Origin of the sequence: Luteimonas abyssi (assembly GCF_001482195.1) — a bacterium.
Classification (GTDB): Bacteria; Pseudomonadota; Gammaproteobacteria; order Xanthomonadales; family Xanthomonadaceae; genus Luteimonas; species Luteimonas abyssi.
Window position 1 is genome coordinate 3,496,667 of the sequence record NZ_KQ759763.1, and the last position, 14,764, is coordinate 3,511,430.

The following is a 14,764-nucleotide window of genomic DNA, read 5'->3' on the forward strand; positions in this document are numbered from 1 at the left end:
GGCGATCCCGGCATCGGAAGCGACATCGGGCACGGCACCGGGAGCGTTCGGGCCATCCCCCACGGACACCGACACGCAGCGGCGTGGATGGCCCGCCGCGCCTCAGTCCAGTGCGAGCGCCAGTGCCAGGCCGGCGAAGACCGCCATGCCCACCCAGTGGTTGTGCAGGAACGCGCGGAAACAGGCCTCTCGATCGCGATGCCGGGTGAGCACGAACTCCCACGCCACCAGCATGGCCGCCACCGCCCAACCGAGCCAGTACGCCGGGCCGAGCGCGGCGAGATGCCCCACCAGCGCCAGACACGCCAGCATCGCCGCGTACAGCACGCCCTGGATCAGCAGATCGTGGCGGCCGAACAGGATGGCGGTGGACTTCGAGCCGGCGCGCAGATCGTCTTCGCGGTCCACCATCGCGTACCAGGTGTCGTAGGCGGTCGCCCACAGGATGTTGGCGGCATACAACACCCAGGCGATCGCCGGCACGTGGCCCTGGATCGCCGCGAACGCCATCGGGATCCCCCAGCCGAACGCGAGCCCGAGATAGACCTGCGGCAGGTGGGTATAGCGCTTGAGATAGGGATACGACGCGGCCAGCAGCGCACCGACCACGCTCAGCAGCACGGTCAGCCGGTTCATCGTGAGCACCAGCGCGAATGCCGCCAGCATCAGCACCACGAACAGCCACAACGCCTCGCGCCCGGACACCCGGCCGCTGGCGAGCGGGCGGTCGCGGGTGCGCTCGACGTGCGGATCGAGCCAGCGGTCGGCGTAATCGTTGATGACGCAACCGGCCGCGCGCGTCAGCCAGACGCCTGCGGTGAACACGAACAGCACCCACGGGGCGGGCATCCCGTCCGACGCCAGCCACAACGCCCACCACGTCGGCCACAGCAACAGCAGCCAGCCGATCGGCCGATCCGCGCGGGTGAGCCGGGCGTACTCGCGCAGGCGCTCGCGCCAGTGCAGCGGCGCGGGCGCCGGATCGATTGCGGGACGCTGGGCGGCGGGGGATGTGTCGACGGTCAAGACGGCTGGATCCTGCGGGAAGCGGGGCGCGACGGGCGGCATCGACGGCAGTGCCGACGCGACGCTGCACGGCGCGTCGCACACGGGCTCGCACCAAACGCCCGGATCATGGACAATAGCCCGCTACGCGCCTGTAGCTCAGCCGGATAGAGTAGCGGCTTCCGAAGCCGTTGGTCGGGGGTTCGAATCCCTCCAGGCGCGCCAGTTTTTCGCGATAGTTCCAGCAGTAGCTTCAACCAGCAGTCGCTTCAAGGGGAAACGCCAGGGGCGGGTCGACGGCCTCCGGCAGGGAGCAGCACGGCGGGTCGCCGGTTCGGCGGCTTGCTCTTATACTCCGCCGTTAGCTGTGGCCGCAGGCCACGTGCCACAGGGTGTTTGCGTGCGTAACTACGACCTCGACTTCCTGAAAAAATTCTCGCTGGTGATCCTGTTCCTGATGCTGGTCACTGCGGGCCTCATCGGACTGGCCGCCTGGCTGCATCGTTCGATTCCGGCCGAAGTGCCCGACGCGGTCGTGCAGCAGCGCGTCGACCGCATCGCGCCGGCCGGCGAGGTATATGCCGGCTCGACCGGTGCGGCGGCTTCGGCCGCTGCAACCGCCGCGGCCGAAGCCGCCGCCCGTTCGCAGGTCGCCTACGGCGGCACCCTGGACGGCAGCGTCATCTACCAGAACCTCTGCGCCGGCTGCCACACCAGCGGTGCGGGCGGTGCGCCGACGCTGGCGCGCGCGCAGTGGGCCGCACGCCTGGCCCAGGGCGAAGACACCTTGCACCGGCACGCGATCGAAGGCTTCAGCGGCGCGGCCGGCCTGATGCCCGCGCGCGGCGGCAACCCGGCGCTGACCGACGAGCAGGTGATCGCCTCTGTCGACTGGATGATCGAGAACCTCCAGTAAGCCCGACCGCATCCGCCCACGACGCCGCCGCAAGGCGGCGTTCGCATGTCCGGCCCACGCAACCGCGCCATCGGACCCCCACATGCCGACGCCCCGCCCTGCCACATCCGTTCGTTCTCCCGTCGCTCCGTCGATCGCCCTCGCCCTGGGCTTGAGCCTGGGCGGCTGCGGGGTGGGCACGGTCGCACCCGCCGGGCCGGCCGGCTCCGCCGACGTGATCGCCATCGGCGAAGTCCAGGGCCCGGATGCCCGTAGCCCGCTGGAAGGGCGCACGGTGGCCGTCGAAGGCGTGGTGACCGGCGCGTTCTCGCGCCATCTGGGCGGCTGGTTCGTGCAGGACGGCGGCGACGGCGATCCCGCCACGTCGGATGCACTGTTCGTGCTCGACGACACCGCGGATGCACCCCGCCAGGGCACGCGGGTACGCGTGCACGGCCGCGTGGTCGAACACGGCGAGCCCGGCGCCCCGACGCTCACCGCGCTGGTGCCCGAGCGCGTGCGGACGCTCGACCGTGCACCGCTGCCGGCACCGGTGGTCCTGGATGCGCCGCCGGACGACTGGACCGTCTACGAAGGCATGCGCGTGCGGATCGACGCCCCCATGACCCTCACCGGGCATCACGAGCTGGCCCGGCGCGGCGTGTTGATGGCGAGCTTCGGCGATCGCCTGTACACGCCCACCGAGATCGCCGCGCCCGGTCCCGGAGCGCGCACCGTCGCCGACGACAATGCGCGCCGGCTGCTGCGCCTGGACGATGCGCGCGCGGACACCGCACGCCGGGTCTGGTATCTCCCCGACGATCACCAGGCGCCGCGCAGCGGCAGTCCCGTGTCCGATGTGGAAGGCATCGTCGATGTGCGCTGGGGCGATGTGCGGCTGCAGCTCACCGCACCGCTGCGCGTCGGCGTCGCCGCGCGCCCGGATCCTCCGCAGGTGCCGGGCGACGTGCGGGTGGCGGCGCTCAATCTGGAGAACCTGTTCAACGGCGACGGCCACGGCGGCGGTTTCCCCACCGCGCGCGGCGCGCGCACGCCGGAGGAATACGCGACCCAGCTCGCCCGCCACGTCGCGACCCTGCGCGCGCTGGATCCCGACATCGTGGCGCTGATGGAGCTCGAGAACGACGGCGACGGACCCGAATCCGCGCTGGCCGCGCTGGTCGATGCCCTCGCCACCGACGGTACGCGCTGGCGGTTCGTCGCCGCGGGCGACCACAGCGGCGGCGACGCGATCCGCGTCGCGCTGATCTACCGCGCCGACCGCGTCCGCGCCCACGGCGCGCCGGCGACGTTGACCGAAGCGCCGTTCGGCGCCGGCAGCCGGGTGCCGCTCGCTCAGGCATTCGTGCCGGTCTCCGGCGGCCCGGCGCTGGTCGTGGTCGCCAATCACTTCAAGTCCAAGGGCTGCGGCGAGGCCCGGGGCGCTGACGCCGACCAGGGCGACGGCCAGGCGTGCTGGAACGCCCACCGCACCGAAGCCGCGCGCCGCCTCGATGCCTGGCTGGCCAGCGATCCCACCGGTGCCGGCAGCGGGCTGACCGCACTGCTGGGCGACCTCAACGCCTATGCGATGGAAGACCCGCTGCGCCTGCTGCGCGCGGCCGGCTGGCGCGATGCGTTCGCCGAGGCCGGCATCGAGCGGCCCTACAGCTACGTGTTCAATGGTCAGGCGGGGCGTCTCGATCACGCATTGCTCAGCCCGGCACTGGCCGCACGCCTGGCCGGCGCCGCACTGTGGCACGCCAATGCCGACGAGCCGTCGTCGCTCGGCTACCGCGACGACGCGTCCCGGCACGTGTGGCGCAGTTCCGACCACGACCCGCTGTTGCTCGGCTTCCACCTCGCACCCCCGCACTGAGGCCGACCCGTCGCGCTTGCGGCGGCGGGCGACGCGCAGAGCCCCACCGCGACACCGCGTCGGTCATTCGCAATCACGACTCGACCTGCTCTAGGCAACCGAAGCGCCGAGAACACCATCGAGGCGAGCCGTGTCCGGGTGGCCGGGTGTCGCGACCAGCGCGCCAGGGATGGCGCGCGCCCGAGTCGGGACAGGATGTCCTGACCGAGGGAGAAGCGACACCCGGCCGCCCGGACACGGCGTCCCGACGACATCCCCGCCCCCTAGCACGCGGCAGGATCACTCGTGTGTCTGCAGATCCGCGTGCGACTTGCACACCACCGCGAATGCACGTGCCAGATCGCCCAGGCTGACCTCGGCGAACCGCGCCGCCAGCAATGCCTCGGCGTCACGCAGCGCATCGTCGATGGCCGCATTGACCACGCGCTCCACCGCGCACTGCGGGTTGTCGCGCTCGTTGCCGATGGCATGGATGCGTGGGCCGCCCAGCGCGCGATGCACGTCGAGCAGCGTCACCGCGTCGAGATCGCAGGCCAGCGTCCAGCCGCCGCCGTGCCCCTTGTCCGAACGCACGTAGCCCGCATCGCGCAGTCCGCCCAGCGTCCTGCGCACGACCACCGCGTGGGTATCGAGCATGCGGGCGATCTGCTCGGACGTGAGCGGGCCGGGCGCGTCGGCCATGTGCAGCAGCACGTGCAGCACCCGGGAGAGTCGGCTGTCGGTTCTCATCGCATCGCGCGGCACGGGCCGGAAGGGGTCCGCAGTCTCGCACGGGCGCACTTGCCCGGCCCGGTTCGGGCAGGTCTGCGGTCGGTCCGTCAGGCCGCGACGGCGCTGCGCGCGTGGATCAGCGAGGCATGCGCACCGAAGGCCGCCATCGCGCCGTCGGCCACCGCGAGGGTGACCGAGCCGAACGCACGCGCGACATCACCGCAGGCGAACACCCCCGGTACGGTGGTCGCACGGCGCTCGTCGACCTGGATCCACGCACCATGCGGGGCGTGCTCGACCGCGCAGCCCAGTCCCGCGACCAACGCCGCGGCGATGGTGGTGTGCGGCGCGACGAACAAGCCTGCGAACCGCAGCCGTGAGCCGTCGGCCAACTGCACGTCGGCCTCGCCGTCGATGCCGGTCACCCGGCGGGTTTCCACCGTCACCCCGCGCCGGTCGAGCTGGGCGCGCTGCGCCGCATCGGGTTCGAACGCGCCGTTGAGCAGCAGCGTGGTCGGCCCCCAGTCGGGCAGCATCAGCGCCTGGTGGAGCGCGAGCTCGGAGGTCGCCAGCACCGCGATGGCGCGTCGGTCGAGTTCGTAGCCGTGGCAGTAGGGGCAGTGGAACACCGTCCGCCCCCAACGCGCGGCGAGGCCGGGAATCTCCGGCAGCCGGTCCACCACGCCCGTCGCCAGGATCAGGCGCTCACCGCGCCAGCGCGCGCCCGACGCGCCGGTCACGACGAAGCCGGCCCCGTCCACCGCCGCCGCCTCCACCCGGCCCTCGTGCCAGGACACGGTGTCGTAGGCCAGCACCTGCTCCCGCGCGATCCCGGCGATCGCCGCCGGGGTGTCGCCGTCGCGGGTCAGGAATCCATGCGAGGACGCCGCGAATCGGTTGCGCCGCTCGCCCGCATCCACCACCAGCACCCGCCGACGCGCACGCGCCAGCGTCAGCGCCGCGGCCAGCCCGGCGTAACTGCCACCGATCACGATCACTTCTGTTTCGGCTTCTGTTTCGGCTCCGGCACCCATCTGACCGCTCCCACGACACGATTGGCATCCGATGATGGCGCTCGTCCATCTATTTTGCAACTTCAATTGTTTCTTGATGGGCGATGACGGGACACGGACACCACGCTCGGTATCATCGGCACATGAATACGCCCGATGCCAATGCCGTGGAGTTCCCCACCGTCGGCGCCACGCTCACCCTGCCCGGCCCTGCCGGCGCGCTGGAAGTGGCAGTCGATCCGCCCGACGACGACGTGCCCGCCCGCCCCTTGATCGCGGTGATCTGCCATCCCCTGCCCACCGAGGGCGGCACCATGCACAACAAGGTGGTGACCATGGCCGCGCGTTCGCTGCGCGAGCTGGGCGCCACCGCGGTGCGCTTCAACTTCCGTGGCACCGGCGCGTCGGAAGGCGAGTTCGACCAGGGCGAGGGCGAGCTGGACGACCTGCGCGCCGTGGTGGCCTGGGTCCGCGCGCAACGACCCGACGCCACGGTGTGGCTGGCCGGTTTCAGTTTCGGCGCCTACGTCAGCCTGCGCGCCGCGGCCGAGCTGGCGCCCGGCATGCTGATCTCGATCGCGCCGCCGGCCGGCCGCTGGGATTTCGATGCGATCGAATTGCCGACCTGTCCCTGGCTGGTCATCCAGGGCGAGGCCGACGAAATCGTGTCGCCGCAGGCGGTCTACGACTTCCTGGAAACGCGTGAAGCCGACGTGGAACTGGTCCGGATGCCCGACACCAGCCACTTCTTCCACCGCAAGCTGATGGACCTGCGCGGCGCGATCAAGCACGGCGTGCGCGACCACCTGCCGCCGGAAACGCCTGCGGCATGACCCGTCATGCAGGAGCGCCGCGCACCCCGCGGCCGCACGTCCGCACCGTGACCCGTGGACGCACCCTCGTCGCCGTCGTCCGTCGCACCCGATGAGCGCGCCCACCCCGTCGCAACGCTACGAGGCCGGCATCGCCGACGGCACGCTGCAGGAAGATCCTGCGCAGCGCGCGGTCCTGCCCGAGCTCGACCGCCTGCATGCCGCCCTGTGCACGCCGCCACCGAAAGCCGGGGCGATCCGTCGCCTGTTCGGCGGGACGACGCCGGAATCGATTCCCGGTCTCTACCTGTGGGGGGGCGTCGGCCGCGGCAAGACGTTCCTGATCGACCTGTTCGCCGACGGCCTGCCCCTCGAAGAGCTCCGCACCGCAGCTGCGCCCGGCGTCCCTCTCCCGCCTGGCGGGAGAGGGGGGGACCGTTCGCAACGCGAACGGTGGGGTGAGGGCGAAGGAGTCTCGGATACCGCGTCGTCTGCAGCTACGGAATCGTCTGCGGCCACGGAAAACATGCCGCAAGCCGGAGCGCCCTCATCCGCCCCTTCGGGGCACCTTCTCCCGCATGCGGGAGAAGGCACATCGTCGGACGACGCTCCGGGAGCGTCGTCCGGGCGGCCATCCGGCCTGCCCACACCCGACCCCGCGCTGGGTCGCAAGCGCCGCACCCATTTCCACCGCTTCATGCGCGTTGTGCACGAGGGGCTGCGCGCCCACAGCGGCGAGCGCGACCCGCTGGCCGCGGTGGTCCGCGACTGGCATGCGCGCGATCTGCGCGTGCTGGTGCTCGACGAGTTCTTCGTCACCGACATCGGTGACGCGATGCTGCTGGCGCGTCTGCTCGACCGCATGTTCGCCGAAGGCATCGTGCTGGTGACCACCTCGAACATCGAGCCGTCCGGGCTGTATCGCGACGGCCTGCAGCGCGCGCGCTTTCTGCCGGCGATCGACCTGCTCGAACGCCACTGCCATGTGCGCGAGATGGTCAGCGATACCGACTACCGGCTGCGTGCGCTCACTCGGTCGCCGGTGTACCGCACTCCGCTCGACGCCGAATCCGACGCGTGGCTGGAGACGCGCTGGCGCGCCCTGGGCGGCGGCACGCGCCATCGCGATTGCGGCATCGTCGTCGACGGACGCCGCATCCCGGTGCGCGCCCGCGACACCGGCATGGTGTGGTTCGACTTCGATGCGATCTGCGAGGGCCCGCGCGGTGCCGCCGACTACATCGACGTCGCGCGCGAATTCCAGAGCGTCCTGGTCGGCGGCGTGCCGGTTCTCGACGCCACTCGCGACGACGCCGCCCGGCGCTTCGTCACCCTGGTCGACGAGCTCTACGACCGCCACGTCAACCTGGTCTGCACCGCCGCCGCCGAACCGCCGTCGCTCTACAGCGGCGAGCGGCTGGCCGCGACCTTCGAGCGCACCGCCTCGCGCCTGATCGAGATGCGCAACGAGGAGTACCTGGGCCGGCCGCACCGGCCCTGATCCCGATCCGACATTCCGCCATGGAATGTCGTCAGTCCGAATCACCATTTTTTAACCATTGTGTGCCGTGGCTCACTCGCCTGCCCGTTCATTTTTTGCGGTGCAGCACGATGCCCCAGCGTTCCCTCGTCGCCCTGGCCGTTCTCGCGGCGCTCGGCGCTCCCGTCTCCGGCTTGGCCCAGACGCCCGCCGGCGATGAGGCCCGGACCCTCAATACCGTCACCGTCACCGGCTCCAACATCCGTCGCGCCGAGGCCGAGGGCGGCAACCCCGTCCAGGTGATCAGCCGCGAGATCCTCGAAACGTCCGGCAAGGTCACCGTCGCCGACGCGCTGCGCGGCATCTCCGCCAACACCGGCAACGCCGCCAACGAGACCAGCAACAGCGGCTGGGCCTCGGGTTCGGCCGGTATCGGCCTGCGCGGGCTGTCGCAGAAGAACACGCTGGTGCTGCTCAACGGTCGCCGCGTCGCCAACTACGGATTCCCGGCCAACGGCCTGTCGGACACCTTCGTCGATCTGAACGCGTTGCCGCTGGTGGCGGTGGAGCGGATCGAAGTGCTCAAGGACGGCGCCTCTGCGGTGTACGGCTCCGACGCCATCGCCGGCGTGGTCAACATCATCACCCGCCGCGATTACCAGGGCTTCGAGGTCGGGGCCAGCCACGGCAGTTCCGACGAAGGCGGGCTGGACACCAGCCGCGCCCACGTCGTCGGCGGCGTCGGCGATCTCGACGCCGACGGCTTCAACCTGGTGTTCGCGCTGGAGGCCTACCAGCGCAACCGGCTCGACCAGGATCAGCGCGACCTCACCCGTTCCGGCATCTACGAGGGCCTGCCCGGCGGCCGCTGGAACGGCTGGAGCGCCCGCGGCGCACGCTTCCTCGTCGACGGCACCTCGGTGCCGCTGCTCGACGATGCCGGCAACTGCCCGGACGGCATGGCGCTGGTTCCGAGCGCGCCGATCGACGGTCTGCCCGGCGACACCTGCGCGATCAACCTCGCGCCGTACACCACGCTGATTCCCTCCACCGAGCGCTACCAGGGCTTCCTGGGCGCCACGGTCAAGCTCACCGAAAACACCGAGCTGTTCGGCGAGGCGCGCCTGAGCCGTATCCACAGCGCGTCGATCTTCGGCTCCAGTCCCTACTTCACCCTGGAAGGCGGGCGCTTCGCGCTGAATCCCAACAGCGGGCTGGCCGAGCCGGTGTCGAACCTGCTGCCGGCCGGAAATCCCTACAACCCGTACGGCGTCGATGTCCCGCTGGAATACACGTTCTTCGACCTCGGGCAGTCGCTCAAGACCAACCGCTCCGAAGCGTTCCGCATCCTCGGCGGCGCACGCGGCCGCGGCGAACGCTTCGATTGGGAGCTGGCCACGTTCTTCGCCCGCAGCAGCGAGGAAGAAACGGTCTCGGCCGGCTTCGCCAACCGCTGGACGCTGGCCGATGCGCTGGCCGACGGCAGTCTGAACCTGCATGCGCCTGGCGAGACCCCGCAGGCGGTGCTCGACGCGATCCGCCTGGGCACGGTACGCCGGGCCGATTCCAGCCTGCACGGGATCGACTTCAAGCTCACCGGTGACCTGTTCGAGCTGCCCGCCGGCCCGGTCGGCTTCGCCGCCGGCGTCGAGGCGCGCCACGAGTCGCTGGTCTCGCGCAATCCCTGGCAGATCGATGCCGGCCTGCAGATCCGCCCGGCGATCGCCGCGGTGGACGGCGACCGCGACGTGGCCGCGGTGTACGCGGAATTCAACGTGCCGATCGTCGAGCGCCTGGAACTGCAGCTGGCCGGCCGCGGCGACCGCTACAGCGACTTCGGCAGCGCGTTCTCGCCCAAGGCCGGGCTGCGCTGGCAGGCGCTGGACACGCTGCTGGTGCGTGCGTCGGCGTCGCGCGGGTTCCGTGCGCCCTCGCTGTCGGAGAACTCGGCCTCGACCAACATTTCCTACGGCTCGGTCATCGACCCCTACGACCCGGATGTTCCCGGCTCCCAGCAGAGCCCCACCTTCTTCACCCTCGGCAACGCCGATCTCGATCCCGAACGCACCCGCAGCTACAACCTGGGCGTGGTGCTGTCGCCGTGGGCCGACACCAGCCTGTCGGTGGACTGGTACCGGATCGAGCTCGACAACCTGATCGGCACCAACAACACCGCCACGCTCGTGCGGGAAAACGACCCCACCGTGGTCATCCGCAACGACCGCGGCACGCTGGTGGCGATCAACAACCGCTACCAGAATCTCAGCGAACTCACGACGTCGGGGCTGGACGTGGAACTCGGCCAGCGCTGGCGGACCGCCACGCTGGGCGACTTCGACCTCTCCAGCGTGTTCACCCACGTGCTCGAGTACCGGCGCCCGACCACGGTCGGCGGCCTGCTGGTGGACTATGCCGGCAGCAACCTCGGCCCCTCGCTGCCACGCAACAAGGCCACCACCCGGCTGGGCTGGACGATCGGCGATATCGAGACCGCGCTGACCTGGTACCGCACCGGCGGCTACGACCAGCGCGCGAGCACCGCGGCGAGCGCGGTGCAATCGCGCGTGGACAGCCACGACCAGTTCGACCTCTACCTGGGCTGGTCCGGCATCGAACGCCTGACCCTGTACGCCAAGGTCGACAACGTGCTCGACGAGACCCCCCCGCACGATGCGTCGTTCCCGGGCGTGCGCGCACCGTACGACTTCACCCAGTACGACCTGCGCGGCCGCTACGTCCAGGTCGGCTTCGACTACCGCTTCTGAGCCACCGCCGCCGGCGGCGGTCCGACCCGGCACGTCGTGCCGTGCCGGGCCGCGGGCCGGCCACCACACAGGTCACGCAATGCCCACGTCGTTTCGTTCGCTGCTCGGTTCACTGCTTCGTCCGTCGTCGCGCCCGTCTCCCGGGTCGCGGACCGGCCGCTCGACCGCACCGCGGTTGCCGGCCCGATCGCACCCGGGCGGGACGGCGCGTGCCCCACGGCTGCTGCGCGCATTCGCCGCGCTGTGCCTGTGTGCGCTGCCCGCGGTGTCGGTCGCCCAGACCGCGTACTACTTTCCCGACGTCGATCCGGCCACGCTCGATCCAGCCATCCCCACGCCGGAGCAGTTCCTCGGCTATCCGATCGGCAGCCACTACACGCGCCACGACCGCATCGCCGACTATCTGCGCGAACTCGCGCGGCTATCCGATCGCGTGCACGTCGACGAGATCGGACGCAGCTACGAAGAGCGTCCGCTGCTGACCGTGCTGATCACGTCGCCGGCCAATCATGCGCGCCGCGAGCAGCTGCGTACGGCCCACGCGACCCTGGCCGATCCGGATGCGCCCGCCGTCGATCCGGCGCAGGTGCCGGTGGTGGTCGGCCTGTACTACAGCGTGCACGGCAACGAGACCTCCAGCGGCGAGGCGATGCTGCTGACCGCCTACGCCCTGGCCGCCAGCCGCGACCCGGAGACGCTGGACTGGCTCGATCGCGCCATCGTGCTGATCGATCCGGCACAGAACCCCGACGGCCGCGACCGCGCGGCCAACTGGCACAACGCGTGGGCCTCCAACCCGCCGGTGGCCGATCCGCTCGACAAGGAGCATGTCGAGCCGTTTCCGCGCGGCCGCTTCAACCACTACTTCACCGACCTCAACCGCGACTGGCTCGCAGCGACCCAGCGCGAGACGCGGGCGAAGCTCGACGTATTCCACCAGTGGTTGCCCAACATCCAGATCGATTTCCACGAGATGGGGTCGGGCAGCACCTATTACTTCGAGCCCTCGCCGTCGAGCATGCACAGCCCGCTGCTGCCGCAGGCGTCCTACGACTTCAACGTGGTGCTGGCGCGCTACCACGCACGGGCGCTGGACGAGCTCGGATCGCTCTACTACACCCGCGAGAACTTCGACAATTTCTCCCCGGTCTACGGCTCCACCTATCCCGACTTCCACGGCGGCGTCGGGGTCACCGTCGAGCAGGCCAGCTCGCGCGGCCTGGTCCAGGACACCCCGAACGGCCCGCTCGAGTTCCGCTTCACCATCCGCAACCAGCTGGCGATCGGCCTGGCCTCGATCCGCGGCGCGGTCGCCGAACACGCCGACCTGTTCGCATTGCAGAAGGACTTCTTCCGCTCCGCGCGCGAGCAGGGCCGCCGCCATCGGCATGCCGCCTACGTGTTCGGCGATCCGCACGACGCCGACCTGAGCCGGCGCCTGCTCGATCTGCTGCTGGTCCACCGGATCCGGGTGCATGCGCTGGACGCACCGGTCACCGTCGACGGCGAGACCTTCGCCCCCGGTAGCGCCTGGGTCGTCCCGGCCGCGCAGCCGCAGTTCCGCCTGGTGCATTCGATCTTCGAGGAAACGCCCGAGACCGGCGGCGGCGTCTACGGCAGCACGTCGTACGCGGTCGCCCATGCCTACGGCCTGCGCAACGTGCGCCTGCGCCGCGCGCCCCGGCTGGGCGCCGCGGTGACCGCCTTGCCGCCGGCGGCCGCCGGCGTGACCGGCGGGACGGCCGGCTACGCCTACGCCGTCGACTGGCGCGACCTCGGCGCACAACGGATGCTGGCGTCGCTGCTGCGCGACGACGTGCGGGTACGGACCGCGTTCTCGCCCTTCACCGCGCGCACTGCCGATGGCGAGACCGCCTTCGGCCACGGCACCCTGGTGGTGCCGGTGGCCGGGCAGGCGCAGGATCCGGCCGCGCTGTACACGTTGCTGGACAGCGCCGCACGCGATGCGGGCGTGCGGGTGCACGCACTGTCGACCGGGCAGAGCCTGGCCGGAATCGACCTGGGCAGCGACGGCATCCGCCCGCTGCGCGCACCGCGCATCGCGCTGGTCGTGGGCGAGGGCGTCAACGCGCCCGAGATCGGTTCGACCTGGTTCGCATTGAGCCAGCGCCTGCAGTGGCCGGCCACCCGGCTCGATCCCGCGCAGATCGGCCGCGTGCCGCTGCGCGACTACACCTCGCTGGTGCTGGCCGGCGGGCGCTACGACTGGGACGACGCCACCGTCGCCACGCTGAAGCGCTGGATCGAGGAAGGCGGCTCGTTGGTGGCGTTCGGCAGCGCGGCGCGCTGGGCCCGCGATCGCGGTCTGCTCGGCCCGACGGCCGCGCCGGCAACGGCCGATGCCGGCGCGCACCCCGAAGGCCCGGCCGGCGAAGGGCGGTCCGATGGACATCCGCGCCTGGACTTCGGCACCCGCCGCGACGTGCTCGCCGAAGCGCGCAGCGCCGGCAACCTGGTCTCGGCCGATGCCGACATCACCCATCCGCTGGCCTTCGGCGTGCCGCGCCGTCGGATCTTCGTCAACAAGGAAACCGACATCGCCCTCCCGGCGCTGCCGGACCCCTTCGCCAACGTGGTGCGCATCGACGATGCGCCGCTGGTCAACGGCTACCTCGGCGCGGATCTGCGGGCGCGCCTGGCCGGCGCCCTCTGGGCCCAGGTCGCCCGGGTGGGCGAAGGCAACGTGGTCCTGTTCGCCGACGACCCCGCCCATCGCAAGTACTGGCTGGGCACCGAGCGCATGCTGGTCAACGCGCTGTTCTTCGCCGACCACCTGGCACCCGCGCCGCGGCCTTAGCGGGTGTCGCACGCACGTGCGAGGCGTCCGCCGCCGCGCCGTGCACGCAGGCGGGCGCTTGCCCGCATCTGGTGCGGTCGGAGGACAAGGACGGCGGCCGCGCATCGTTCCACCCGCGGCGACACCCGGCGCGCGACACAGTGTTGCCTGCCGCAGGACGGCCGCAGCGGATCGTTGCCCCACCATCGAGGGATGATCCGCCCCACGCCTCGCCGTCGGCGTACCGCTGTCGGCACGCCGTCGCCATGACCCTGACCCAGCTGCGCAGCTTCCTGACGATCGTGGAGTGCGGCCACAACATCACCCTCGCCGCACAGCGGCTGCATGCGACCCAGTCCGGCCTGTCCAAGCAGCTCGCGCAATTGGAATCGGCGCTGGGTTGCCAGCTGTTCGAGCGTCGCGCCCGCGCGCTCACCGGATTGAGCGATGCCGGCCGGCAGGTGCTGGCGCACGCACGGAGGCTGCTCGCCGAGGCCGACAACATCCAGACGCTGGCGGACAACCTGCGCAGCGAGCGCCGCGGACTCCTGCACATCGCCACCACCCACACCCAGGCCCGGCACGCGTTGCCGCCGGCCCTGCAGGCGATGAAGCGCGACTGGCCCGATGTGGCCGTCCATGTGGTGCCCGGAGAAGACGACGACACCCTTCGCCAGCTCGTCGACGGACGCGCGGACCTGGTCCTGCTCAGCGGCAGCGGCGCGCCGCCGACCGACCATGTCGCGGTGCCGCTGTATCGCTGGCGCCGCCGCGTGGTGGTCCCGACCGGGCATCGCCTGGCCGCGCTCGGACGGCCGCTGCGCCTGCGCGACCTGGCCGACCTGCGCCTGGTCAGCTACGCCTCCAGCCGATCGCCGGGGTCGTCGCTGCAACGCGCCTTCGCCGCCGCGGGGCTGGCGGCCGACATCGCGGTCACCGCCCGCGACGGCGATCTCATCCGCGCCTACACCCGCGCCGGACTCGGCGTGGGCATCGTGGCGGAGATGGCCCTCGACGCCGACGCCGACCTGGTCGCCCCCCCGCTCGCGCCGGACCTGCTGCCGGCCTGCACCACCTGGCTGCTGCTGCCGCGCGATCGCGTGCTGCGCGATTTCGGCTTCGCCCTGGTGGCCGCCCTGGCCCCGCAGCATGCGCCACTGGAACTGCGCCGCCTGATCGCCCACGGCGAACCGTTGTCGCAACCGATCCCGGACTGGCACAGCTGGCGCGCCGCACGCGTGGCCACCGACCGCCGCGGCGTCCGGTCCGCGCCACGTCGGCCCGCCCGCGCCGCCACGAGGTGACCGGGCTCGAGAGGCAGCCCGCACGCGAGGTCACCCCGCATGACCGGCCGGCGCCGACGCGACGCCCACCGAACGCCGCGGCCACGCTGGCGCCATGTTCACT

General features: G+C 71.4%; 10 protein-coding genes and 1 tRNA gene. 8 read left to right on the top strand and 3 right to left on the bottom strand.

Annotation, left to right across the window (positions count from 1 at the left end):
• Positions 1–102: 102 nt before the first annotated feature.
• Complete coding sequence (ubiA, locus tag RG19_RS15070; RefSeq protein WP_425599710.1) at positions 103–1,026, bottom strand: 4-hydroxybenzoate octaprenyltransferase; 924 nt, start codon at positions 1,024–1,026, stop codon at positions 103–105.
• A gap of 127 nt (positions 1,027–1,153) precedes the next feature.
• Between ubiA and RG19_RS15075 the strand changes: the two genes are divergently transcribed.
• The 3 genes from RG19_RS15075 (at position 1,154) to RG19_RS15085 (ending at position 3,779) form a co-directional block, all read left to right on the top strand.
• A tRNA-Arg gene (locus tag RG19_RS15075) sits at positions 1,154–1,230 on the top strand.
• Positions 1,231–1,405: 175 nt separating this feature from the next.
• Positions 1,406–1,921 carry a c-type cytochrome gene (locus RG19_RS15080; RefSeq protein WP_058835991.1) on the top strand — a complete coding sequence of 172 codons (516 nt, stop codon included), beginning with the start codon at positions 1,406–1,408 and terminating at the stop codon, positions 1,919–1,921.
• Between the two features lie 82 nt (positions 1,922–2,003).
• Complete coding sequence (locus RG19_RS15085; RefSeq protein WP_058835992.1) at positions 2,004–3,779, top strand: ExeM/NucH family extracellular endonuclease; 1,776 nt, start codon at positions 2,004–2,006, stop codon at positions 3,777–3,779.
• Between the two features lie 279 nt (positions 3,780–4,058).
• On the opposite strand, the gene RG19_RS15090 is transcribed toward RG19_RS15085, so the two are convergent.
• Positions 4,059–4,508, bottom strand: a complete 450-nt coding sequence (locus tag RG19_RS15090) for an Rrf2 family transcriptional regulator (protein ID WP_058836660.1) — start codon at positions 4,506–4,508, stop codon at positions 4,059–4,061.
• An 89-nt stretch (positions 4,509–4,597) separates the two neighbouring features.
• Positions 4,598–5,524, bottom strand: coding sequence for an NAD(P)/FAD-dependent oxidoreductase (locus RG19_RS15095; RefSeq protein ID WP_058835993.1), 927 nt, complete (start codon positions 5,522–5,524; stop codon positions 4,598–4,600).
• A 122-nt stretch (positions 5,525–5,646) separates the two neighbouring features.
• On the opposite strand from RG19_RS15095, the gene RG19_RS15100 reads away from it, so the two are divergent.
• The 5 genes from RG19_RS15100 (at position 5,647) to RG19_RS15120 (ending at position 14,661) form a co-directional block, all read left to right on the top strand.
• The gene (locus RG19_RS15100; protein WP_058835994.1) at positions 5,647–6,336 is read left to right on the top strand and encodes an alpha/beta hydrolase; all 690 of its coding nucleotides are present in this window, start codon (positions 5,647–5,649) and stop codon (positions 6,334–6,336) included.
• Between the two features lie 91 nt (positions 6,337–6,427).
• Positions 6,428–7,816: a cell division protein ZapE gene (gene zapE, locus RG19_RS18445; RefSeq protein ID WP_082672709.1), complete on the top strand. Its 1,389-nt coding sequence runs from the start codon at positions 6,428–6,430 to the stop codon at positions 7,814–7,816.
• Between the two features lie 110 nt (positions 7,817–7,926).
• A complete protein-coding gene (locus RG19_RS15110) occupies positions 7,927–10,560 on the top strand; it encodes a TonB-dependent receptor plug domain-containing protein (RefSeq protein ID WP_058835996.1) in 2,634 nt (877 codons plus the stop codon).
• A gap of 175 nt (positions 10,561–10,735) precedes the next feature.
• Complete coding sequence (locus RG19_RS15115) at positions 10,736–13,378, top strand: M14 family zinc carboxypeptidase (protein WP_425599711.1); 2,643 nt, start codon at positions 10,736–10,738, stop codon at positions 13,376–13,378.
• 245 nt (positions 13,379–13,623) lie between these two features.
• Positions 13,624–14,661 (top strand): LysR substrate-binding domain-containing protein, encoded by a 1,038-nt coding sequence (locus tag RG19_RS15120; RefSeq protein WP_058835997.1) that lies wholly within the window; start codon positions 13,624–13,626, stop codon positions 14,659–14,661.
• The last annotated feature ends 103 nt before the right edge of the window (positions 14,662–14,764 follow it).

Bases quoted from the DNA above. Each gene is read 5' to 3' on its own strand.
- RG19_RS15100 (WP_058835994.1), top strand. From the start codon at position 5,647: ATGAATACGCCCGATGCCAATGCCGTGGAGTTCCCCACCGTCGGCGCC.
- RG19_RS15090 (WP_058836660.1), bottom strand. From the start codon at position 4,508: ATGAGAACCGACAGCCGACTCTCCCGGGTGCTGCACGTGCTGCTGCAC.
- RG19_RS15120 (WP_058835997.1), top strand. From the start codon at position 13,624: ATGACCCTGACCCAGCTGCGCAGCTTCCTGACGATCGTGGAGTGCGGC.
- RG19_RS15110 (WP_058835996.1), top strand. From the start codon at position 7,927: ATGCCCCAGCGTTCCCTCGTCGCCCTGGCCGTTCTCGCGGCGCTCGGC.
- RG19_RS15095 (WP_058835993.1), bottom strand. From the start codon at position 5,524: ATGGGTGCCGGAGCCGAAACAGAAGCCGAAACAGAAGTGATCGTGATC.
- RG19_RS15085 (WP_058835992.1), top strand. From the start codon at position 2,004: ATGCCGACGCCCCGCCCTGCCACATCCGTTCGTTCTCCCGTCGCTCCG.
- zapE (WP_082672709.1), top strand. From the start codon at position 6,428: ATGAGCGCGCCCACCCCGTCGCAACGCTACGAGGCCGGCATCGCCGAC.